This is a genomic window from Mesorhizobium sp. WSM3879, from assembly GCF_002294915.1.
Taxonomy (GTDB): Bacteria; Pseudomonadota; Alphaproteobacteria; order Rhizobiales; family Rhizobiaceae; genus Mesorhizobium.
In genome coordinates, this window is record NZ_NSFZ01000003.1 from 1 (window position 1) to 21,120 (window position 21,120).

Genomic DNA, 21,120 nt, shown 5'->3' on the forward strand with positions numbered 1-21,120 from the left:
GGTGGGGAGGAGGGCAAAGGCGGTGGTTAAGCAAGCTAACCCCGAAGGCTTACACCCTACGGCGAAGGAACGCGGCCGATCGAGGCTCGCTGTCTCGAGTGACAAAGCCGGATCAGCACTGGTCACTGATGGCGACCCCTCACACCTTGACCAGCTGCTCCACCCGACCCTTCTCGCCGAAGATGCGCAGATAACGCTTGATCTCCTTCTCATCGCCGGTCGACTTGGCGGGGTTGTCGGAGAGCTTGACCGCCGGCCGGCCATTGGCTTCGCTGACCTTGCAGACCAGCGAGATGGCGTCGAGGCTGTTGGTCTCGGTCGGCGCGCAGCCTTCGAAATCATTGGTGAGGTTGGTGCCCCAGCCGAAGGACATGCGCACCTTGCCGCGGAAATGCTTGTAGGTCTCCTCGATGGTCTCGACCTCGAGCCCGTCGGAGAAGATGAGCAGCTTCTGTTTCAGATCCCTGCCCTTCTCGCGCCACCAGGCGAGGATCTTCTCGCCGCCTTCGATGGGCGGCGCGCTGTCGGGGCGGAAGCCGGTCCAGTCGGCGATCCAGTCCGGCGCGTCGCGCAGGAAAGCGGCCGTGCCGAACGTGTCGGGCAGCACGATCAGCAGATTGCCGCCATAATAGCGCTGCCAGTCCTGCAGCACCTTGTAGGGCGCCTGCCTCAGCTCCTCAACGGAGTTGGCGAGTGCCGCAAACACCATAGGCAGCTCGTGCGCATTGGTGCCGAGCGCCTCGAGGTCGTTGTCCATGGCCAGAAGCACGTTCGACGTGCCGGTGAAAGCCTCGCCGATGCCTTCCTTCAGCGCCTCGACGCACCAGCGCTGCCACAGGAAGGAGTGGCGGCGGCGGGTGCCGAAATCGGAGATGCGGATGCCGGGCAATGCCTTCAGCCGCTCGGTCTTGGCCCACATCTTGGCCTTGGCGCGGGCGTAGAGCACGTCGAGCGCAAACTGGCCGAAGGAGCGCATGGCGGCGCGCGAGCGCAGCTCGTTGATGATGGCGAGCGCCGGTATCTCCCACAGCGTGGTGTACATCCAGGGACCGGGAAAGGACAGTTCGTACTGACCGTCGCGTTTGGTGAGTTCATAGTCGGGAAGGCGGAAATCCTCCAGCCAGGCGAGGAATTCCGGCTCGAAGATCTGCTTACGGCCATAGAAGGTGTTGCCGCCGAGCCAGATCATCTCCTTCTTGGTGAAGCGCAAGGTGCGAGCGTGGTCGAGCTGCTCGCGCAGTTCGCCTTCGTCGATCTCGTCGGCGAGCCGCACCGAGGTCGTGCGGTTGATCAGCGTGAAAGTGGCGTCGACCTTGGGGTACATGCCCCAGATCATCTGCAGCATCAGAAGCTTGTAGAAATCGGTGTCCAGCAGGCTGCGGACGATGGGGTCCAGCTTCCAGGTGTGGTTGTAGACGCGCCGCGCTATATCGGTTCGTGCCATATCTGCTCACCCAAAAAACGCGTCGCGCTTGCGTGATTCCAAGCGCGGCGCCTCAAGTCCCTGTTATGAAGCACTCCGGACGGAAAACCGCCGCGCAGCTCCCGGAATTGTTAACCAGCTGCGGTCTTAGCATTGTATTTTTGAAAGCGCTTCCTGCTTTGCAAGCTGGCCCGACAAAAACCAGCTATGCAAGTCCAGCGATCATGACACTGCGCCAGAGCATTCCAGCGTTGCACGGAAACCGCGAAATGCTCTTGGCTTTCTTGTTGCTGACGCGAATCTCCGGACGGAAGATGGCTCACACTTTTCCTGGGATCGCTCTAGCCCCGATCACCTTGAGCGCCGGGCGCTTCCTGCGGCTCGGCACACGGCCGGCGACCGGCGCATCGGCTCGGCCCTCGTCCTGCTCCTTTTCGGCAAAGAGCCAGTCGATGAAGAGCTGGACGATCGGCGCCGAGCGCATCTCGTTGCGGCAGACGACATAGAAGTCATCGACCGCCGGCACCGACAAAGCGAAGGGCGCGACGAGCATGCCCCTGGCGAGCAGGGCCCGCGCGGTCACGGAATCGCCGAGCGCCACGCCATGCCCGTGGACGGCGGCCTCCACCGCTATGCGCGCGTCGCCGAGGTGATGGCGGCGGCCGCGCTCCAGGTCGAGCGCGTCGGCGGCGGCCAGCCAGGTGTGCCACTCGCGGCCGTCGTCGCCATGCAGGAAAACGTGGTCGGCAAGGTCGCGCACACTGCGGATCGGGCGGTTGTTGATCAGCGTCGGGCTGACGACCGGAAACAGCTCAAGGCCCGACCATCTGCGTATCCAGCAGTCGCTCCAGCTGCCATCGCCATAGTGCACGCAGACGTCGATGTGCGGCGCGCGGATGTCCCTGGCCTCGTTGGAGGGGATCAGCGTCAGCTGGATGTCGGGATATTGCGCGGTGAAGGAGCCGAGCCGCGGCGTCATCCACAACAAGAGCAGCGCCGGCACGCAGGACACCGACAGCACACCGGTGCTTGCGGGGCGTGTCATGCGCTGCGTGGCGGCGGCGATGCCGTCGAAGGCCGCCGAAACCGCCGGCAGGAACTCAGCGCCGTGCGGGGTCAGCTTCACGCGCTGACCCGTGCGCTGGAAAAGCTTTACGCCGAGCGATTGCTCGAGCGCCTTGATCTGATGGCTGACCGCGCCATGCGTGACGTTGAGCTCGCCCGCCGCCTTGGTCAGCGAGGCATGTCGCGCCGTCGCCTCGAAGGCGCGCAGCGGGTTCAACGGCGGCAAGCGCTTGGCCAAGGACAGCTCCCGACTTCGTGAGATTTTCTCACAGCAAAGACCCTAACAATATCAATTGATTTTTCAATACAGTTGCCCGACACTTTTGCCCGGAACAGCTCAACAGACGTAGATTTCGCAGGCGCCGGCGGGCAACGATCAGCCGGATGACTGCTGGATTGGCAGCCGTCGGTGCAGCCGCCGCGCTGCAAGCAGTCACGGAGGAGTACCGGACATGGGTTACGATCGCGGCAAGCTCGAAGCGTTGCGCCGCAAATATGGCGAGAGCCATGGCGGCGAGATGTTCGACCCGAAATTCCGCAAGGTCGCCGACAAGATCTTCAGCAAAAGCGGCACCCGGCTGGCGCCCTATTCCGGCATCCCGACCTTCCTTGCCGCACCTTACCGGCAGGTGGCCGCCGACAATCCGGATTTCGGCGACTTGCAAGTGGCGATGATCGGCGTGCCGATGGACCTTGGCGTCACCAACCGGCCGGGCTCACGCTTCGGGCCGCGGGCGCTGCGCGCCATCGAGCGCATCGGCCCCTACAATCACGTGCTGGAATGCGCGCCGACGCATGAGCTGCGCGTCGCCGACATCGGCGACACGCCGTTCCGCAGCCGTTACCGGCTGGAGATCAGCCATGAGGACATCGAAAAGCGCACCAACCAGATCGTCGACGCCGGCGTGCTGCCGCTTTCGGTCGGCGGCGACCACTCGATCAGCCATCCGATCCTGAAAGCGGTCGGTAAGCAGGCTCCCGTCGGCATGATCCACATCGACGCCCATTGCGACACCAGTGGGCTGTTCGACATGACCAAGTTCCACCACGGCGGACCGTTCCGCAACGCGGTCCTGGACGGCGTGCTCGATCCCACCCGCACGATCCAGATCGGCATTCGCGGCTCGGCCGAGTATCTGTGGGAGTTCACCTACGAATCCGGCATGACGGTGGTCCATGCCGAGGAGGTGACCGGCCTCGGCATCCCCGCCATCGTCGAGAAGGCGCGGAAGATCGTCGGCGACGGCCCGACCTACATCTCCTTCGACGTCGACAGCATCGATCCGGCCTTCGCGCCGGGCACCGGCACGCCTGAGGTCGGCGGACTGACGACGCGGGAGGTGCTCGAGCTGCTGCGCGGCCTGAAGGGCCTCAACATCGTCGGCGGCGACGTCGTCGAGGTGGCGCCGCAATATGACGCGACCACCAATACCGCCCATGTCGGCGCGCAGGTCCTGTTCGAGATCCTGAGCCTCATGGTGTTCAGCCCGGCAATCAAGAAGGGCTGACGCGAGAGCGTTTCACCGCTTCATGGAAACGGGGAACCGCTTTGTTTTTACGCAATTCCGGACGGAAGCTATGGCGAAGTCGCCAAGCGTAGACCGCTTCCCGCTTTTCCTGGAATTGCTAACCAGTACGGCCGTCGCGCTGGAGCCGGCGGCCGGTTTCAACAACAAGCTTCCAGCAGGGGAACTAAAATGACTCTTCGCAACACACTGAAATCCGCACTTGCGGCACTCATCATGCTCGGCGCCGCCGGTCTTGCCTTGCAGGCCAAGGCCGACGCCATCGACGACATCACCAAGGCCGGGGCCATCAATGTCGGCATCTTCTCCGACTTCCCGCCTTTTTCCTCGGCCAGCGCCGACATGAGCATCAAGGGCTATGACATCGACGTCGCGCAGGCGATCGCCGATTCCTTGAAGGTGAAGCTGAACCTCGTCAGCGTCACCGGCCAGAATCGCATCCCGTATCTCACCGACAAGCGCGTCGATATCTTGATGAGCGTCGGCTATTCGAAAGAGCGCGAGCAGGTGATCGATTTCGCCGCCGCCTACGCGCCCTATTACATCGCCGTAATCGGCCCGGCCGAGCTTGCCGTCAAAGGCAAGGACGACCTTGCCGACAAGTCGATCGCCGTCAATCGCGGCACGCTGGAGGATACCTCGCTCACCCAGGCGGCGCCCGCCTCGGCCGACATCCGCCGTTTCGACAACTACAATTCCGTCATCCAGGCCTTCATCTCCGGACAGACGCAGCTGATGGTGGTCGGCAACGATGTCGGCGCGCAGGTGCTGGCCAAGCAGGTTGCATTGAAGCCCGAGCAGAAGTTCCAGCTGCTGACCTCGCCCTCGCATATCGGCCTCAACAAGAACGAGGACAGGCTGAAGAAGGCGGTGAACGATGCGGTCGCCAAGATGCTGGCGGACGGCAAGCTGGACGAGAGCTCGAAGGCCTGGCTGAAGACGCCGCTCAATCCCGACAACCTCAAGGATTGATCCCCGGAGCGGTTCAGCGCGCCTGAAGCGCTGAACCGCTCCCGTACTTGCTTCTTGCGCTACACGCTTTCCAACAGGGCCAATCGCGATGGGCTACAGCCTCGACTTCGGCTGGCTTGCGGGTGCAGCGGGCGCGATCGCGCGCGGCGCGGCGATGACGCTGCTTCTGATCGTCGTCACCACGCTCGCCGGCACTTTTCTCAGCATCCTGGGCGCCGCCGGCCGCCGGAACGGCCCGAGGCCGCTCAAGCTGGCGATCGGCTGGTATGTCGAAGTGATGCGCAACACGCCGTTCCTGGTGCAGCTGTTCTTCATCTTCTTCGGCCTGCCCAGCCTCGGCATCCGACTCGATCCGATCCTGGCCGCCATGCTGGCGATGACGCTCAACATGGCGGCCTACACGATCGAGATCGTCGGCGCGGGTCTGGACGCAGTGCCGCGCGGGCAGACGGAGGCAGCGCTTGCGCTCGGGCTCAGGCCCAGACAGGTGTTCATAAAGATCGTGCTGCCGCAGGCGCTGAAAGTGATCTATCCGGCGCTGACCAGCCAGATCGTCATCATGATGCTGGAATCGGCCGTGGTGTCGCAGATCGCGGTGCGTGAACTGACCTACGAGGCCGACATGCTGCAGGCGCGCACCTTCCGCGCCTTCGAAACCTATCTGGTGGTGACCATGGTCTATCTCGGCCTGGCGATGGGGCTGCGCCGGCTGCTGGTCAGCGGCGGACGCCGCGCGCTCGGAGCCGGCGTGTCATGATCGAATTCACCCTCTGGGACATATTGCGCAACCTTCTGCTCGCCGCGCGCTGGACGGTGCTGTTGTCGCTTGCGGCCTTCGTCGGCGGCGCGCTGGTCGGGCTGGTCGTGCTGTTCTTCCGCATAGCCAAGAACAAATGGATCAAGCGGATCGCTTCCGGCTATATCGCGCTGTTCCAGGGCACGCCGCTCCTCATGCAGCTTTTCCTGATGTTCTTCGGCCTGCCCATGTTGGGGCTGCGCATCGAGCCATGGACCGCCGCGGCGCTCGGCCTCACCTTCTTTGCCAGCGCCTATCTCGCCGAGATCTGGCGCAGCGGTGTCGATGCGCTGCCGCGCGGCCAGTGGGACGCCGGCGCCAGTCTCGGACTGCATTATCTGCAGGAACTCAGGCTGATCATCCTGCCGCAGGCCTTCGCCATCACGCGCGCCCCGACCGTCGGCTTCCTGGTGCAGCTGATCAAATCGACGGCGCTGACCTCGATCATCGGTTTCGAGGAGTTGGTCAGGACCTCCAACGCCATCAACAACGCGACCTTCGAACCCTTCACCGTCTACGGGCTGGTGGCGCTGATCTTCTTCGTGATGTGCTTCCCGCTGACGCAATATGCGCGACGGCTCGAGCGTGTCTCCGCACACTGAATGTTGACGAGGGCCGCCGGCTGACCGGCGGCCGCTCTCCTCAATGGCTGAACGACAAGGCCGGCGCGATGCGATCGCGCCGCAGCCAACGGACGAGCAGGAGCACCGCCACCACCGCCAGGCCTGACGACAGGCCGATCCAGATGCCGACGCCGTGAAAGCCGAAATGGAAGGCGAGCAGCACGCCGAGCGGAAGGCCGACCCCCCAATAGCCGATCGCGGCATAGATCATCGGCACCTTGGTATCGTGCAGGCCGCGCAGCATGCCGGCGGCCACCGCCTGGGCGCCGTCGAAGATCTGGAACAGCGCCGCGAACACCAGGAAGGACACGGCAAGCGTGATCACCCTGGCATTGGCCGGATCGGCGAGATCGATGAAGGCGCTGATCAAAAGCTGCGGCCACAGGATCATCACCAGCCCCATCAGCGCCATGAAGGAGACGCCGATGACAAAGCTGGTCCAGCCGGCGCGCGAGACGCCCTCGGGATTGCCGGCGCCATGTGCCAGGCCGACGCGCACGGTGACCGCCTGGTTGAGGCCGAGCGGCACCATGAAGGAGATCGAGGCGATCTGGATGGCAATCGCGTGGGCTGCCAGCGAATCCGCGTCGATCAGACCCATCAGCAGGGCTGCCGCATTGAAGATCGTCACCTCGAAGGCGAGGATGCCGGCGATCGGCAGGCCGAGCCTCAGCAGGCCACGGAAGCGCGGCCAGTCGGAGCGCCAGAAGCGGCCGAAGAGGTGATAGCGGCGGAATTTTTTCTCCAGCACCACCACGGCCGCCAGTCCAACAAACATCAGCATGCTGGAAAGCGAGGTGGCGAGGCCCGAGCCGGCGATGCCCATCGGGCGGACGCCGAGGTTGCCGAACATGAAGACCCAATTGAAGAAGGCATTGCAAGCGACGGCGACGAAAACGATGATCAGCGCCCAGCCGGGCCGCTCCAGCGCCGAGATGAAGGAGCGCAGCACGATATAACCGTAAAAAGGCAGCACCGCCCATTGCAGCCAGTGCAGGTAGATGCCTGCCTGGTGCGCGAGGTCCGGCTTCTGCCCCATGGCCAAAAGCACTTCTTCGCCATGCCAGAGGAACAACCAGATCGGGATCGAGACGAGGACCGCCAGCCAGAGTCCTTGGCGCACGGTGCGGCGCAGGTCGCGCACCGAATGGCGGCGGCGGCCGAGCTCGGTCGCCATCATCGGCGAGGTGGCGAGCATCAGGCCAAGCCCGAAGATCAGCGGCATGAAATAGAGATTGGAGCCGAGCGCGCCGGCGGCCAGCGTATCGGGTCCCAAACGGCCCATCATCATGACGTCGGTCGCGGTCATGGCGGTCTGGCCGAGGTTGGTGAGTACCATCGGCCAGGCAAGCAACAATGTCGCCCTGATTTCCTGACGCCAAAAATTTTCCGGCGCGCGAGCGCCGGCTTCGATCGCAGACATTTTTCGCTCTTCAGACCACGGCGCGTCGGGACAACGCCCCGGAAGCCGCACGCAAACGGCGCAAAATGGCGCCGTTTGCGCCGTCTTGTGAACGAAATGCGACATATTGGCAAGGAGGAGGAGCGGCGACCTATTGAGCCAGCGGGAAGCGCAGGAGCCGGGCCTTCTATTGGATGGCGTCGAGCGCCTGCCGCTGGCGGTGCATTTCGAGGAAGATGCGATAGTCGCGGTCGAAGCGAGCGCCGGCGGCCGGATTTGGGGGCCGCGTCCTGCCGCCCTGCTGCATGGCCACGCAAGCGGCGTTCAGGTCGGCGTAAAGCCCAGCGGCGGTCGCCGCGACCATGGCGGTGCCGAGCAGCACCGCCTCGTCGGCCAGCGGCTCGATGACGGTGCAGCCGGTGGCATCGGCATAGAGTTCCATCAAGAGCGGGTTCTTGGTGTGGCCGCCGGTGACGTGCAGCGTGTCGATCAAATAGCCGTTCTCGTTCAGCGCCTCGAGCACATGGCGTACGCCGAGCGCGATGCCGACGGCGGTGCGCCAGTAGAGCTTGCACAGACTGTCGAAGGAGGAATCGAGTGTCAGCCCGCTGACGACGCCAACCGCGTGCGGGTCGGCGAGCGGCGAGCGATTGCCGTGGAAATCCGGCAGCACATGCAGCCGCGCGGTCAGCGCATCGCCCTCGGCGGCGCGCAGTTCGGCGACGCGCTTGGCGATCCTGGCATGCATTGCCGCATCCGGCTCGCCGCCGGCGCCGTGCCAGCGGATGATGTGGTCGAGCAGAGCGCCGGTCGCCGACTGACCGCCCTCCGACAGCCAAAGCTTTGGCAGCGCCGCGCCATAATATGGTCCCCAGACGCCGGCGAAGGGCTGCGGATCCTGCGACATCGCCATGACGCAGGACGAGGTGCCGGCAATCAGCGCCAGGTGCCGGCTGATGTCCTTCTCGTCGCCGGCAAAGCCGCCGAGCACGCCGAGCGCGCCGGCATAGGCGTCGATCACCCCGGCGCCGACCCGGCATTTCTCCGTCAGGCCGAGATCTGCCGCCGCATCGGCCGTGAGTTGCCCGATATCGGTGCCGACGGGGCTCGCCTTGTCCGGAAGATTGCCATGCTCGAAGAGATCGCCGATGCCGACGAGCTTGAAGAAATCGCGCCGCCAGCCCCTCTCCTCATGCGCGAGATAGGTCCATTTGGCCGTCAGCGTGCATTGCGAGCGGGCGAGCGATCCGGTCGCTTTCCAGGTCAGGAAATCGGCGAGATCGAACAGATAGCCGGCCTCATTCCAGGTGGCGGGCAGGTTGCGCTTCAGCCACATCAGCTTCGGCGTTTCCATTTCCGGCGACATCACCCCGCCGATATAGTCGAGCACCGCATGGCCGCTTCTGGTGCATTCGTCGGCTTCGGCGATGGCGCGATGGTCGAGCCAGACAATGGTATCCCAGCGCTTCTCGCCGGTGACCGAGACGCTCAGCTGATCGCCCCGCCTGCCGCGCACCACCAGCGAGCAGGTGGCGTCAAAGGAGATGCCGACAATATCCGATGCGGCGACGTTCGTCTTCTCGCGCGCGGCCCGCACGGCGGCGCAGACTGCCGACCAGATATTTTCCGAATCGTGCTCCGCGTGATCGGGCTTAGGCTGGTGCATGGCGATCGGCCGCTCGGCGCGGCCGAGCAGATTGCCTTCAGAGTCGAGAATGCCCGCGCGAGCGCTCCCGGTGCCGACATCGACCGCGCAAACAAAACTCGTCAAGATGCTTTTACTCTCGCTCCCAGGTCTGCAATCAGGTCGGGCAATTGCAGCATGTCAGCGAATATAAAGTCCGGTTCGGTCGACGCAAGCCGCACCTTGAGCGCAGGGTTGTTTGCATGCGATCCGCCGGTGAAGGCAAAGACGCGCATCCCCGCCGCCCGCGCCGCGGCGATGCCGGCCGGGCTGTCCTCGATGACAAGGCATTTGCCAGGATCAGCGCACATCGCGGCGGCGGCATGGAGGAACAGGTCCGGCGCCGGCTTGCCGCGCTTAACCATGGCGGCGCTGAAGAGGTGCGGCTCCAGCAGGCCGAGCAGGCCGGTGACCTCGAGCGCGTAGCGGATGCGCTCCAGCGTGCCGGAAGAGGCGACGCAATAGGGCAGGCCAAGCTTCGGCAGGATCTCCTTGATGCCGGGGATCGGCTTCAGCTCCTCGCGGAACTTGCGCATCAGCTCGACGCGCATGGCGGTGAGATGCTGGTCGCTGATCTCAAGGCCGAAATCGCTGCCGAGGATCTCGCGCACGCTCTTCATGCTCTTGCCGAGGAAATGCTCGTAGGCGGCGTCCTCCGAGACAGTGCCGCCGGCGAGCTCGATCATGCCCAGCAACGCGGAAACCGAAAGCGCCTCGCTGTCGACCAGCACGCCGTCACAGTCGAAGATGACGAGCTCGGGCGTCATTGCGGCTGCGTCCAAAGAGCTTCAGAGCTTGCCGGCGAGATAGCGCGTCAAGGTTTCGCGCGCGCCGTTCGCCCACAATTCGTTCAGCGCATGGGCGAAGGCTTCGGCAAAGACGGCGGAGCGGCCGACATCGCCATAGATGTCGTCCATCGCCAGCCAGGCCTCGGGCGAATTCTTCGCGGCTTTGGCGGTCGCCTGCATCCGGTCCCAGTTCGGATCGTTCGGCTCGATGACGGCGCCGCTGTCGGTGGTGCCGAAGCAGTAGCGGCACCAGAGCGCGGACTCCAGAGCCAGGCCGGCAACACCTTTCCCCGCCTTCAGCCGGTCCGCGGCGGTCGGAATTATGAATTTCGGCTGGCGGTTGGAACCGTCGAGGCAAAGCCTTCGGATGGTGTCGCCGATCTTGGGATTGGAGAAGCGGCGCTCGATGAGCTGGTAGTATTCCTCAAGCACCGTGTCCGGCACCGGCGGCACGGTTGGGATGATCTCGTCCCGCTCCAGCTTGGCGAGGAAGCCGCGCACCAGTGGCTCCTGCATCGCCTCATGCACGAAATGGATGTCCATCAGACCCGCCGGATAGGCGATGGCTGCGTGGCCGCCGTTCAAGATGCGGATCTTCATCAGCTCGTAAGGCGAGACATCCTTGACGAACTGGACGCCGGCCTGTTCCAGCGGCGGCCGGCCGGCGGTGAAACGATCTTCCAGCACCCATTGTTTGAACGGTTCGCAGAAGACCGGCCAGTTGTCCTCCAGCCCGAAATCATTGGCCAGAATGCTGCGCTCGCGATTGGTGGTGGCCGGCGTGATGCGGTCGACCATGCCGTTCGGGAAAGCGACGTTGTCCCTCACCCAGTTGGCCAGAGCCTCGTCGATCAGCCGGGCAAGGCCGATGACGCCGTCGGAGGTGACGTGGCCATTGTGGGGGATGTTGTCGCAGGACATGACCGTGAACGGCACGATGCCGTCGGCGCGCCGGCGCACCAGTCCGGCAAGAATGATGCCGAAGACCGTCTTCGGTGCCGCACCCGGCTCAGCATCGGCGACAATGTCGGGATGGGCCGGATTGAACTTTCCGGAGGCCGGATCGATGAAATAGCCGCCTTCGGTGATGGTCAGCGACACAATCTTGATCGCGGGGTCGGCGAGCTGCTCGACGATCGCCTCAGCATCGCCCGGCATCAGGAAATCGACCATGGCGCCGGTGACGCGGGCGCTCATATGGCCCTGGTCCTGCTCGACCACGGTGGTCAGCCAGTCCTGCTCCTGCAGCCTGGCGCGGCCGGCCTTCTCGCCCTCGAACACGCCGGCGCCGATCAGCGCCCAGTCATGGCCGAGGCCGGAATTGAACAGGTCGTCGAGATAGACAGCCTGGTGCGAGCGGTGGAAGTTGCCGACGCCGAAATGCACGATGCCGGCCTTCAGCGCGGCGCGATCGTATTTCGGACCGGAAACCTTCGACGGAAGCTTTGCGAGGTTCGAGAAAGAGAGTTTCACGGTCATCTTACTTACCCTTTGGCCGATATGCAGCCCGACAATCCAACCCCCAATTCACCCGCTTGGGGCGAGCGGCGAGGGGCAGCATCCGTTTGCCGGTATGCGCCCCTCACCTGCCCCGCGACGCGTCCTCCCCGGAGGAAGGGAGGCGCGCTTCCCCCTCAACTCATCCATTGACCGCCATCGACGTTGTAGGTCTGGGCGACAATGTATTCGGCTTCTTCACTGGCGAGGAAAACCGCCATGCCAGTCAGATCTTCGGCTCGACCCATGCGGCCATAGGGCACGCTTTCGCCGACGAGCCTCTTCTTCTCGCCCTTCGGCCGGTTCTCATATTTGGCGAACAGCGAATCGACGTGATCCCAATGCTCGCCGTCGACGACGCCCGGTGCGATGGCGTTGACGTTGATGCGGTGCTTGATCAGGTCGAGTCCGGCCGACTGGGTAAGCGAGATGACGGCGGCCTTGGTGGCGCAATAGACCGCGACCAGCGGCTCGCCGCGGCGTCCGGCTTGGCTCGCCATGTTGATGATCCTGCCGCCCCGGCCGGCAGCGATCATCGAGCGGGCCGCGGCCTGCAGCATGAACAGCGTGCCGGCGACATTGACGGAGCAGAGCTTGTCGTAGCTCGCGCGGCTGATCTCGACGATGGGCGCAAGGTCGAACAAGGCGGCATTGTTGATCAGGATGTCGAGGCCGCCCGCCTTCGCTTCGACGGCTTTCACGCTGGCCTCGATCGAGGACTGGTCGGTGACGTCGAGCCGGATCGCGTAAGCGGCAGAGCCGATATCCTTCGCCGTCGCTTCCGCCGCTTCGAGATTGATGTCGGCAATCGCCACCGTGGCGCCTTCGCGAACATAGGCTTCGGCGAAGGCCCTGCCGATGCCCCGCGCCGATCCGGTGATCAGCGCCGATTTGCCTTTGAGCCTCACTGCGCCAGCGCCTTGCCGTCGGCGCCGAAGCGATGGAGCTTGGCCTTGTCGGGCGTCAGGTAGACGGTGTCGCCGTGCTTGACGGCAACCTCGCCGTCGGCGCGCACATTGATCGTGCCGATGCCGTCGGTCTGGACATGCAGGAAGGTGTCGGAGCCGAGATGCTCGGCAACGCCGACCGTCGCCTTCCAGTCGCCCGCCGTGGTCGAGATGTTGATGTGCTCCGGCCGGATGCCGATGGTCTTGGCGCCATATTTGTCGGCCGGCGCGCCTTCGATCAAGTTCATCTTCGGCGAGCCGATGAAGCCGGCGACGAACAGGTTCTTCGGCGTCTTGTAGAGTTCCATCGGCGAGCCGACCTGCTCGATGTTGCCGGCATTTAGCACGACGATCTTGTCGGCCATGGTCATGGCCTCGACCTGGTCGTGGGTGACATAGATCATCGTCGTCTTCAGCTGATGATGCAGTTCGCTGATCTCCAGCCGCATGGTGCCGCGCAGCGCGGCGTCGAGGTTGGACAGCGGCTCGTCGAACAGGAAGGCCGATGGCTGGCGCACGATGGCGCGGCCGATGGCGACGCGCTGGCGCTGGCCGCCGGAGAGCTGGCCCGGGCGCCGCTCGAGATAGTTGGTGAGGTTCAAGACGCGCGCCGCGTCCTTGACCTTCTTGTCGATGGTCGCCTGGTCCTCCCCGGCCATCTTCAGCGGGAAGGCGATGTTCTTGGCGACCGTCATATGCGGATAGAGCGCGTAGGACTGGAAGACCATGGCAAGCTTGCGCTTGGCCGGCGCCTCGCGGGTGACGTCGCGGCCATCGATGCTGATGGTGCCGCCGCTGGTGTCCTCCAGCCCGGCGATCAGCCTGAGCAGCGTGGACTTGCCGCAACCCGAGGGGCCGACGAACACGACGAACTCGCCGTCCTCGATGGCGAGATCGATGTTCGGAATGATCGTCGTCGACCCGAAGGACTTGGAGACGTTCTTGAGCGTGATGTTTCCCATGGTTTCCTCCCGGATTTCGTCCGCCGCTTACGGCTTACTTCACGGCGCCAAAGGTCAGGCCGCGCACCAGCTGCTTCTGGCTGAACCAGCCCATGATCAGGATCGGCGCGATCGCCAATGTCGAGGCGGCCGAGAGCTTGGCCCAGAACAGGCCCTGCGGACTGGAGAAGGAGCTGATGAAGGCGGTGAGCGGTGCGGCCTCGGTGGTGGTCAGGCGGATCGTCCAGAACGCCTCGTTCCAAGCCAGGATGATGTTCAACAGCATGGTCGAGGCAATGCCGGGAACGGCCATGGGCGTCAGCACATAGATGATCTCGTTCCACAGCGAGGCGCCGTCCATGCGCGCCGCTTCGAGGATCTCACCCGGGATCTCGCGGAAATAGGTGTAGAGCATCCAGACCACGATCGGCAGGTTGATCAGCATCAGCATGACGGTGAGGCCGATGCGGCTGTCGAGCAGGCCGGTGTCGCGGAAGATCAGATAGATCGGGAACAGCACGGCGACGGCCGGCATCATCTTGGTGGAGAGCATCCACATCAGGATGTCCTTGGTCCGCTTGGTCGGCGAAAAGGCCATCGACCAGGCCGCCGGCACGGCGACGATGAGCGCAAGGACGGTCGAGCCGACCGACAGGATCACCGAATTGAGGAAGAACTTGAAATACCCGCTCTGCGCCTGCACTTCCGAATAGCTTTCGGTGGTGCCCGACGGGATCAGGGCGAAGCCCTGGATCGCCTCCTGCTCCGACTTGAAGGATGTGATGATCGTATAAAGGATCGGGAAGAAGATCAGCAGGGCGACGACCCAGGCCGCGACTGTTGCGATCGTCTTGTGCTGGGTGGTGACTGCGCGTGCCATTCTATCCTCCCTTACTTGTCCAGGTTCCTGCCGACCGCGCGCATGACGAAGAAGGCGACGATGTTGGCGAGAATGACCGCGATGACGCCGCCTGCCGACGCCTGGCCGATTTTGAATTCCAAGAGCGCCTTCTGGTAGACGAGGAACGGCAGGTTGGTGGAGGCGTAGCCGGGACCGCCATTGGTGGTGACCAGGATCTCGGCATAGACCGAGAGCAGGAAGATGGTCTGGATCAGGATGACGACGGTGATGGCGCGCGACATGTGCGGCAGCGTCAGATACCAGAAGCGGCTGAGGAAGCCGGCGCCATCCATCTCGGCGGCCTCCTTCTGCTCACCGTCAAGCGATTGGAGCGAGGTGAGCAGGATCAGCGTCGCGAAGGGCAGCCATTGCCAGGCGACGATCAGGATGACGGCGGTCAGCGGGTGCTGACCGAACCAGTCGATCGGGTTGGCGCCGAAGAAGCGGGCTATATCGGCAAAGACGCCGTATTGCGGGTGCATGATCATGTTCTTCCAGACAAGTGCCGCCACCGGCGGCATGACGAAGAACGGCGAGATGACCAGGATGCGCACGAAGCCCTGACCCCAGATCGGCTGGTCGAGCAGCAGCGCCAAAAGGATGCCGCCAATCACGGTGATGGCCAGGACACTGACGACGATGGTCAATGTGTTGAGGATCGACTGCAGGAAGGCGGGGTTGGAGTAGAAGAGCTTGTAATTGGCGAACCAGACGAACCCATCGCGGATCGGATTGAGCGGGTTGTACTGGAGGAACGAGAACCACAGCGTAAAGACCAGTGGCACAATCATCCAGACGAACAGCAGGATCACCGACGGCGCCATCATGAAACGGGCAAGCGAACGGGTTTGCTGAGTAGCCATGACGGTCACCCTCCCAAGGTCAGCCGGATTTAGACTTGTGCCAGAATTCCTGATTGCAAAGGTGGCCGCCCGAACTGGGTTTCGGGCGGCCTATGCCGGTCATGATCCGCTACCGGCGTTCGGCACCGGGAGGAGCCTTACTTGAGGTAGCCGCCTTCGGTCATCGCGGCGGTCGCCGCGTCCTGGGCCTGCTTCAGCGCATCATCGACGCTCGACTGGCCGGCAAGAGCGGCGGAGAAGAGCTGACCGACGGTGGTGCCGAGGCCCTGGAATTCCGGGATGGCCACGAACTGCACGCCGACATAGGGCACCGGCTTGACGGTCGGATGCGTCGGGTCGGCGGCATTGATGGAGTCCAGCGTCATCTTCGCGAAGGGCGCTGCCTTCTGGTACTCCGGATTGTTGTAGAGCGAAGTCCGCGTTCCGGGCGGAACGTTGGCCCAGCCTTCCTTCGAAGCCACCAGTTCGAGGTAGTGCTTCGAGGTCGCCCAGGAGACGAACTTCTCGGCGGCGTCGGCCTTCTTGGTGCCGGCGGGGATTGCGAGAGACCATGCCCACAGCCAGTTGCCGCGCTTGCCGAGACCCTTGTCGGGCGCCAGCGCATAGCCGACCTTGTCGGCGACCTGCGAGGCCTTCGGGTCGGAGACGAAGGACGCGGCGACGGTGGCATCGATCCACATGCCGCACTTGCCCTGCTGGAAGAGCGCAAGATTCTCGTTGAAGCCGTTGGAGGACGCGCCCTCAGGACCGTCTGCCTTCATCAGGTCGACATAGAACTGCAGCGTGTTCTTCCATTCCGGCTGGTCGAATTGCGGCTTCCAGTTCTCATCGAACCAGCGGGCGCCGAAGGAGTTCGACATGGCGGTCAGGAAGGCCATGTTCTCGCCCCACCCGGCCTTGCCGCGCAGGCAGATGCCGTTCACGCCATTGGCGCGATCTGTCATCTTGTCGGCTGCCTCCTTGATGAAGTCCCAGGTCGGCGCGTCGGGCATTTTGAGGCCCGCCTTCTCCATCAGGTCCTTGCGGTACATGACGAAGGAGCTCTCGCCGTAGAAGGGCGCGGCATAGAGCTTGCCGTCGACCGAAAGGCCGCCGGCAATGGCCGGGATGATGTCCTTGACGTCGTAGTCGTCGCCGAGCTTCTCGAGCGGCAAGAGCCAGCTCTGCTTGGCCCAGATCGGAACCTCGTAAGTGCCGATGGTCAAGACGTCGTACTGGCCACCCTTGGTGGCGATGTCGGTGGTGACGCGCTCGCGCAGCACGTTCTCTTCGAGCGTGACCCAGTTGAGCTGGATGTCGGGATTGGCCTTCGTGAAGTCGTCCGTCAGCTTCTGCATGCGGACCATGTCGCCATTGTTGACGGTGGCGATGGTGATGGATTCGGCATGCGCGGCGAATGCAAGGGCGCTGGCCGACAACAGGCCCAGGGTGAGCGTGCGAAGTTTCATCAATTCCTCCCTAAAACCAAGATGAGCATTTGCCTTGGCTGTGGGCAATTACTCACTAAGTGTGAATTATGTCAAGCCGGAATCGATGCTGCAGCGCAGCACAAATCGATGTCGCGCCCGTCTGGGCGATGCGTAGCGGAGACGGCAGGCTGTGATGTCCGGCTACTGGCAGGCGATCTCGGCGAGAATCCAATCGCGGAAGGCGCGGATCTTCGGCACGTTGCGCCGGGCCGTGGGATAGACCAGCCAGTAGGCGTGGCCGTCGTCGCCGACGAGATCGAAGGGCTGGATCAGCCGGCCGTCGGCAAGCTCGTTCTTGAACAGGGCGCTGGTGACGATCGCAACACCTTGCCCGGCCATCGCGGCATTCGCCTCATAGGCCTGCGCGCCCATGCTGGTGCCGGGACGGCTGGCGAGTTCCTCCGCGGGCAGGCCGGCGAGCGCGAACCATTCCTGCCACCAGATGTCGCCGGGATCGAGGATGGGGAGCTTGAGCAGGTCGGCCGGCTCCTTGACGCCGCCGATGCTCGCCGCAAGCCTGGGGCTGAGCACCGGGGTGAAGTCGGCCCTGAACAGCATATGCGTTTCCACGCCCGGCCACTTGCCGCCGCCGGAGCGGATGGCGATGTCGACGTCCTCGCGCGCGAAATCGACGACTCGGTTCGAGGTGTCGACGCGCACGGCAAGCGAGGGGTGCGCAACCTGAAAGGATCCCAGATGCTGCGCCAGCCAGTTCGAGGCGAAGGTGAGCAGGGTGGAAACGCAAAGCACGCCGTCGGCGCCGGCTCGGGCGGCCGCATAGGCGCCGCTCAGCAGCGCGAATGCCTCGCTGACAGCCGGCGCAAGACGCTGGCCGGGTTCGGTCAGCTCGATCTGCCGTGGACGGCGCAGGAACAGCGGCGCGCCGATGCGCTCTTCCAGAAGCTTGATCTGATAGCTCGCGGCGGCCTGGGTCATGCCGAGCTCCTCGGCGGCCTTGGTGAAGGAGAGGTGTCTGGCCACGGCCTCGAACACCCGAATCGCCTGCAGGGGCGGGAGCTGGACATTCTGCCGGGAGCTCAGATTGGGCATAAGGCCTCTTTATGGGTCATGATCGACGTTTGATTGGAAGCACGTGCCGATCAGCCCGATATTTGGGGTCGACGATCACTCCAGTTCAAGCATAGCGAAGGCTGACGATCATGACCCCGATGCAGGAAAAACTCGATTCGACCCCGATACATGGATGGATTTCGCTGCTGGCGCGGGAATTCTCGTGGTTCGCCAGCCGCAGGCGCGGCTATGTCGATGTCCGAGAACTGTCGGAGCACCTGCAGCGGGACATGGGCTTCCTCGATGGCAACGATCCGCATGGACGCTACAAATAGCCGGGTTTCTTTTTATAATAGCCGGGTTTCTTTTTATCGCCAACGGCTGGTCGCGTCAGACTCGGCCCGAGCCCAGCATCACGATCACGCGCCGCCGAGCAGGGCGGTGGCTGTCCGTTCATCGGTGATGAGGCCATTGACCAAACGCCGGTTCACGGCGGCGAGAATGCCCGGCAGCTTGCGCTCGCCCATGGCAAGCGCGATGACCAAGGACTTCTCGCGTGACGGCAAGGCGGCGGACGAAACGCGGTCGTTGGTGATGCCTTCGATCATGCGGCCTTCGCGGTCGAAAACCCAGCCGACGATCTCGGCGACGCCGCCGGCTTTCTGCAGCGCCTTCAGTTCCCCCTCCGAGATGAAGCCGTCCTCATAGAGCGGCGCCTTCGGGCCGAGATCGCCGATGCCGACGAAGGTGACGTCTGCTTCCGCGGCCAGCGCCAGCGTCGGCTGGATCATCGGCTGGCTGAGCAGCATGTCGCGCTCTTCCGGCGAGGAGGCGATGACCGGCAGCGGCATCGGGAAGGAGCGCGCCTTGACCCGGTCGGCCATGGTGAAGATGACGTTGTAGAAGGCGGCCGAGCCGTCGGGCGAGATGTTGCCGGTCAAGGACACCACCTTGTGCTGCGGGCACTCCATCGGCGGCAACAGCTCGATCGCTGCCTTCAGGGTGCGCCCGGTGCCGATCGCCATGACGATGGGGGCGGCGGAGCGCAGCCGCCGCTCGATCTCGGCAGCCGCCGCCTCGGCAACACCGATCGTCGTCGAGGACGAGGTCGGATCGCTCGGCACCACCTCGACGAGATCGAGCGCGAAACGCGACTTCAGCCGCGCGGCAAGGTCGAGGCAATTGGCGATCGGATGATCGACGCGGACCTTGATCAGCCCTTCCGACATCGCCAGCGAGACGAGCCGCTGCGCCGTCTGCCTGGAAATACCGAGCTTGGCGGCGATCTGATCCTGGGTATTGCCGGCAACATAGTAGAGCCAGCCGGCCCGCGCGGCGTCGTCCAACCTGGTGCTGCCGGTTTCCTGTCGCGCGTTCACATTCTGCCTCCCCAAGCCCGACAATAGCGGGCCCTCTAGATTACAGCGAAAGCGGCTCTGCGCAATTGTCAATTGAAAGAGCAATTGCTTGCGCCGCTGCCGACCAAGGTTGGCCCTGTTCGCACTCGCTTCAACCATTTGCCGGGAGAGCGGTTTATCTCTGACCGGAAACCCATTAAGGGATCGGCAAAAGGAGCCTTGCATGACGCCGAAAGCGGTTTTCTGGGACATGGACGGCACGCTGGTCGACAGCGAGCCGCTGCACGAGGCAGCACTTGTGGCGGCTTTGCGCAGCGTCGGCATCACGCCGCCGACCGACCTGCACGAACGGGTGCTGGGCGTCGCGGCATGGCCGGTCTACGAAATGCTGCGCGACCAGTTCGGCCTCGACCTGCACTTCGATGACTGGATCGTGCGCAAATACGACCACTATCTGCCGATGGCCGAGACGCTCAAGCCGCGGCCCGGCGCGATCGAGGTGTTCAACCAATTGCGCGCGCTAGGCGTCGAGCAGGCGGTGGTGTCCAATTCCGACCGGCTGATCGTTGACGCCAATCTCGGCGCGGTCGGTCTCGTCTATCCCGGCATGCACACGGTGAGCCGAAACGACGTACGCCAAGGCAAGCCGCATGCGGAACCCTTCCTGCGCGCGGCCTATCTCGCCGGTGTGGATCCGGCCGACGCGGTCGCGGTCGACGACAGCCGCACCGGCGCGATGGCCGGCCTGGCTGCCGGCATGAAGACGATTTTCTGGCCGGAAGCGCCGATGGAAGGACCGCCCGGCGCAATCGTCATTAACAGCGCCGAGGAACTGCGGGCGCAGTTGGGTCTCTGAATAGACTTTCAGGCGTCGACGCTGCCCCTCGTCCGCCTCCCGGCACCTTCTCCCCGTGACTACTGGGAGAAGGGACACGCTCCGACGCTGGCGATCCCCCTTTCATCGTCCTTCACGGGGAGAGGTAAGGGTGAGCGGCAGCGCCCGGCTTCGAAAATAGGCGAAAGCCAAGCCTCCAGCGTCAACCCACAACCGCGGGGCTCAGTTCCTGTAGACCGGCTCTTCCTCGTCGAGGATTGCCTTCAGCTCGGCAAGGTGGCGCTCGGCTTGGCCGGGATAGTCGTCCATCTCGCTCGCCGTCTTTTCCGCGATCTCGTCGGAGAGCGTGCGCAGCGGCCGGCCGGTCCACAGCGCCTTGATGTAGGTCTCGGCGGCACGCTCGAAATAGAACATGCGATTGAAGGTGTCGGCGACAGAATCCCCGATGACCATCACGCCGTGATTGCCCATGACCATCACCTTGACCCTGGGATCGACGAGCAGTTTCGAGCAGCGCTCGCCCTCCTCTTCGAAGGCCAACCCGCCATAATGAGGGTCCACGACATGGCGGTTGAAGAACATGGCCGAGTTCTGGTCGATCGGCGGCAAGGTGGAGTCGGCCAGCGAGGCAAGCACCGTGGCGTGGATCGAATGCACATGCATGGCGCAGCGCGCATGCGGCACGTTGCGGTGGATGGCGCCGTGCAGGCCCCAAGCCGTCGGGTCGGGCGCGTTGGGGCCGGAGAGCGTTTCGGGATCGTTGGCGTCGATCAAAAGCAGATCGCTCGCCTTGATACGCGAGAAATGCACCTGGTTCGGGTTCATCAGGAACTTCGTGCCGTCCTCGTTGACCGACAGCGAGAAATGATTGGCGACCGCCTCATGCATGTTGAGCCGCGCCGTCCAGCGGAAGGCGGCGGCGAGATCGACCCGCTCCTGGTAATAAGGCAGGTTGGTCAGCATTTCCTTCTGCAGACGGGCAAGGCTCATCGAAAATCCTCCGGTTTGGCCGAGCATGC

20 protein-coding genes are annotated in these 21,120 nt (G+C 63.9%); 6 read left to right on the plus strand and 14 right to left on the minus strand.

The window, feature by feature from the left end; all coding sequences use genetic code 11:
* Positions 1 to 139: 139 nt before the first annotated feature.
* Together pncB and gcvA (CK218_RS06520) are read right to left on the minus strand one after the other, a co-directional pair.
* Complete coding sequence (gene pncB / locus CK218_RS06515) at positions 140 to 1,444, minus strand: nicotinate phosphoribosyltransferase (RefSeq protein ID WP_095827239.1); 1,305 nt, start codon at positions 1,442 to 1,444, stop codon at positions 140 to 142.
* A 298-nt stretch (positions 1,445 to 1,742) separates the two neighbouring features.
* Positions 1,743 to 2,726, minus strand: coding sequence for a transcriptional regulator GcvA (gene gcvA, locus CK218_RS06520; RefSeq protein WP_095827240.1), 984 nt, complete (start codon positions 2,724 to 2,726; stop codon positions 1,743 to 1,745).
* A 214-nt stretch (positions 2,727 to 2,940) separates the two neighbouring features.
* On the opposite strand from gcvA (CK218_RS06520), the gene speB reads away from it, so the two are divergent.
* From speB to CK218_RS06540, 4 genes are all read left to right on the plus strand, one after another.
* Positions 2,941 to 3,996, plus strand: a complete 1,056-nt coding sequence (gene speB / locus CK218_RS06525; RefSeq protein WP_066999201.1) for an agmatinase — start codon at positions 2,941 to 2,943, stop codon at positions 3,994 to 3,996.
* A 189-nt stretch (positions 3,997 to 4,185) separates the two neighbouring features.
* On the plus strand, positions 4,186 to 4,986 hold the full coding sequence (locus CK218_RS06530; RefSeq protein ID WP_066999199.1) for a transporter substrate-binding domain-containing protein: 801 nt from the start codon (positions 4,186 to 4,188) through the stop codon (positions 4,984 to 4,986).
* A gap of 88 nt (positions 4,987 to 5,074) precedes the next feature.
* Positions 5,075 to 5,743 carry an amino acid ABC transporter permease gene (locus CK218_RS06535; RefSeq protein ID WP_095827241.1) on the plus strand — a complete coding sequence of 223 codons (669 nt, stop codon included), beginning with the start codon at positions 5,075 to 5,077 and terminating at the stop codon, positions 5,741 to 5,743.
* Positions 5,740 to 6,384 carry an amino acid ABC transporter permease gene (locus CK218_RS06540; RefSeq protein WP_095827242.1) on the plus strand — a complete coding sequence of 215 codons (645 nt, stop codon included), beginning with the start codon at positions 5,740 to 5,742 and terminating at the stop codon, positions 6,382 to 6,384. Before CK218_RS06535 ends, CK218_RS06540 begins: the two co-directional genes overlap by 4 nt.
* Positions 6,385 to 6,424: 40 nt before the next feature.
* On the opposite strand, the gene CK218_RS06545 is transcribed toward CK218_RS06540, so the two are convergent.
* The 10 genes from CK218_RS06545 to gcvA (CK218_RS06590) all read right to left on the minus strand — a co-directional run bounded on the left by CK218_RS06545 (position 6,425) and on the right by gcvA (CK218_RS06590) (position 17,947).
* Positions 6,425 to 7,828 carry an MATE family efflux transporter gene (locus CK218_RS06545; RefSeq protein WP_095827243.1) on the minus strand — a complete coding sequence of 468 codons (1,404 nt, stop codon included), beginning with the start codon at positions 7,826 to 7,828 and terminating at the stop codon, positions 6,425 to 6,427.
* A 166-nt stretch (positions 7,829 to 7,994) separates the two neighbouring features.
* Positions 7,995 to 9,581, minus strand: a complete 1,587-nt coding sequence (locus tag CK218_RS06550) for an FGGY-family carbohydrate kinase (protein ID WP_095827244.1) — start codon at positions 9,579 to 9,581, stop codon at positions 7,995 to 7,997.
* Positions 9,575 to 10,258, minus strand: a complete 684-nt coding sequence (locus CK218_RS06555; protein WP_066999184.1) for an HAD family hydrolase — start codon at positions 10,256 to 10,258, stop codon at positions 9,575 to 9,577. Before CK218_RS06555 ends, CK218_RS06550 begins: the two co-directional genes overlap by 7 nt.
* 21 nt (positions 10,259 to 10,279) lie before the next feature.
* Positions 10,280 to 11,758, minus strand: a complete 1,479-nt coding sequence (locus tag CK218_RS06560) for a mannitol dehydrogenase family protein (protein WP_095827245.1) — start codon at positions 11,756 to 11,758, stop codon at positions 10,280 to 10,282.
* Between the two features lie 155 nt (positions 11,759 to 11,913).
* Complete coding sequence (locus tag CK218_RS06565; protein WP_066999178.1) at positions 11,914 to 12,684, minus strand: L-iditol 2-dehydrogenase; 771 nt, start codon at positions 12,682 to 12,684, stop codon at positions 11,914 to 11,916.
* A complete protein-coding gene (locus CK218_RS06570; RefSeq protein WP_066999175.1) occupies positions 12,681 to 13,685 on the minus strand; it encodes an ABC transporter ATP-binding protein in 1,005 nt (334 codons plus the stop codon). Before CK218_RS06570 ends, CK218_RS06565 begins: the two co-directional genes overlap by 4 nt.
* Positions 13,686 to 13,719: 34 nt before the next feature.
* Complete coding sequence (locus tag CK218_RS06575; protein WP_066999172.1) at positions 13,720 to 14,544, minus strand: carbohydrate ABC transporter permease; 825 nt, start codon at positions 14,542 to 14,544, stop codon at positions 13,720 to 13,722.
* A gap of 11 nt (positions 14,545 to 14,555) precedes the next feature.
* Positions 14,556 to 15,428, minus strand: coding sequence for a sugar ABC transporter permease (locus CK218_RS06580; RefSeq protein ID WP_066999170.1), 873 nt, complete (start codon positions 15,426 to 15,428; stop codon positions 14,556 to 14,558).
* Between the two features lie 137 nt (positions 15,429 to 15,565).
* Complete coding sequence (locus CK218_RS06585; protein ID WP_066999167.1) at positions 15,566 to 16,876, minus strand: sugar ABC transporter substrate-binding protein; 1,311 nt, start codon at positions 16,874 to 16,876, stop codon at positions 15,566 to 15,568.
* Between the two features lie 162 nt (positions 16,877 to 17,038).
* Positions 17,039 to 17,947: a transcriptional regulator GcvA gene (gene gcvA, locus CK218_RS06590; protein WP_095827246.1), complete on the minus strand. Its 909-nt coding sequence runs from the start codon at positions 17,945 to 17,947 to the stop codon at positions 17,039 to 17,041.
* 110 nt (positions 17,948 to 18,057) lie between these two features.
* On the opposite strand from gcvA (CK218_RS06590), the gene CK218_RS06595 reads away from it, so the two are divergent.
* Entirely contained in the window at positions 18,058 to 18,243 is a 186-nt protein-coding gene (locus tag CK218_RS06595; RefSeq protein WP_095782167.1) for a hypothetical protein, read from the plus strand.
* Positions 18,244 to 18,327: 84 nt separating this feature from the next.
* On the opposite strand, the gene CK218_RS06600 is transcribed toward CK218_RS06595, so the two are convergent.
* Positions 18,328 to 19,287: a sugar-binding transcriptional regulator gene (locus CK218_RS06600; RefSeq protein ID WP_066999158.1), complete on the minus strand. Its 960-nt coding sequence runs from the start codon at positions 19,285 to 19,287 to the stop codon at positions 18,328 to 18,330.
* 202 nt (positions 19,288 to 19,489) lie between these two features.
* Between CK218_RS06600 and CK218_RS06605 the strand changes: the two genes are divergently transcribed.
* The gene (locus CK218_RS06605; RefSeq protein WP_066999155.1) at positions 19,490 to 20,122 is read left to right on the plus strand and encodes an HAD family phosphatase; all 633 of its coding nucleotides are present in this window, start codon (positions 19,490 to 19,492) and stop codon (positions 20,120 to 20,122) included.
* Positions 20,123 to 20,323: 201 nt separating this feature from the next.
* Here CK218_RS06605 and CK218_RS06610 read toward each other — a convergent pair whose 3' ends face one another.
* Complete coding sequence (locus CK218_RS06610; protein ID WP_066999213.1) at positions 20,324 to 21,091, minus strand: class II aldolase and adducin N-terminal domain-containing protein; 768 nt, start codon at positions 21,089 to 21,091, stop codon at positions 20,324 to 20,326.
* Positions 21,092 to 21,120 lie beyond the last annotated feature (29 nt).

Excerpts from the sequence above, each read along its gene's own strand:
- CK218_RS06535 (WP_095827241.1), top strand. The coding sequence starts at position 5,075 with ATGGGCTACAGCCTCGACTTCGGCTGGCTTGCGGGTGCAGCGGGCGCG.
- CK218_RS06530 (WP_066999199.1), top strand. The coding sequence starts at position 4,186 with ATGACTCTTCGCAACACACTGAAATCCGCACTTGCGGCACTCATCATG.
- gcvA (WP_095827246.1), bottom strand. The coding sequence starts at position 17,947 with ATGCCCAATCTGAGCTCCCGGCAGAATGTCCAGCTCCCGCCCCTGCAG.
- CK218_RS06545 (WP_095827243.1), bottom strand. The coding sequence starts at position 7,828 with ATGTCTGCGATCGAAGCCGGCGCTCGCGCGCCGGAAAATTTTTGGCGT.
- CK218_RS06580 (WP_066999170.1), bottom strand. The coding sequence starts at position 15,428 with ATGGCTACTCAGCAAACCCGTTCGCTTGCCCGTTTCATGATGGCGCCG.
- CK218_RS06540 (WP_095827242.1), top strand. The coding sequence starts at position 5,740 with ATGATCGAATTCACCCTCTGGGACATATTGCGCAACCTTCTGCTCGCC.
- CK218_RS06555 (WP_066999184.1), bottom strand. The coding sequence starts at position 10,258 with ATGACGCCCGAGCTCGTCATCTTCGACTGTGACGGCGTGCTGGTCGAC.
- CK218_RS06570 (WP_066999175.1), bottom strand. The coding sequence starts at position 13,685 with ATGGGAAACATCACGCTCAAGAACGTCTCCAAGTCCTTCGGGTCGACG.
- pncB (WP_095827239.1), bottom strand. The coding sequence starts at position 1,444 with ATGGCACGAACCGATATAGCGCGGCGCGTCTACAACCACACCTGGAAG.
- CK218_RS06575 (WP_066999172.1), bottom strand. The coding sequence starts at position 14,544 with ATGGCACGCGCAGTCACCACCCAGCACAAGACGATCGCAACAGTCGCG.
- CK218_RS06585 (WP_066999167.1), bottom strand. The coding sequence starts at position 16,876 with ATGAAACTTCGCACGCTCACCCTGGGCCTGTTGTCGGCCAGCGCCCTT.
- CK218_RS06595 (WP_095782167.1), top strand. The coding sequence starts at position 18,058 with ATGACCCCGATGCAGGAAAAACTCGATTCGACCCCGATACATGGATGG.
- CK218_RS06610 (WP_066999213.1), bottom strand. The coding sequence starts at position 21,091 with ATGAGCCTTGCCCGTCTGCAGAAGGAAATGCTGACCAACCTGCCTTAT.
- CK218_RS06560 (WP_095827245.1), bottom strand. The coding sequence starts at position 11,758 with ATGACCGTGAAACTCTCTTTCTCGAACCTCGCAAAGCTTCCGTCGAAG.
- CK218_RS06605 (WP_066999155.1), top strand. The coding sequence starts at position 19,490 with ATGACGCCGAAAGCGGTTTTCTGGGACATGGACGGCACGCTGGTCGAC.
- speB (WP_066999201.1), top strand. The coding sequence starts at position 2,941 with ATGGGTTACGATCGCGGCAAGCTCGAAGCGTTGCGCCGCAAATATGGC.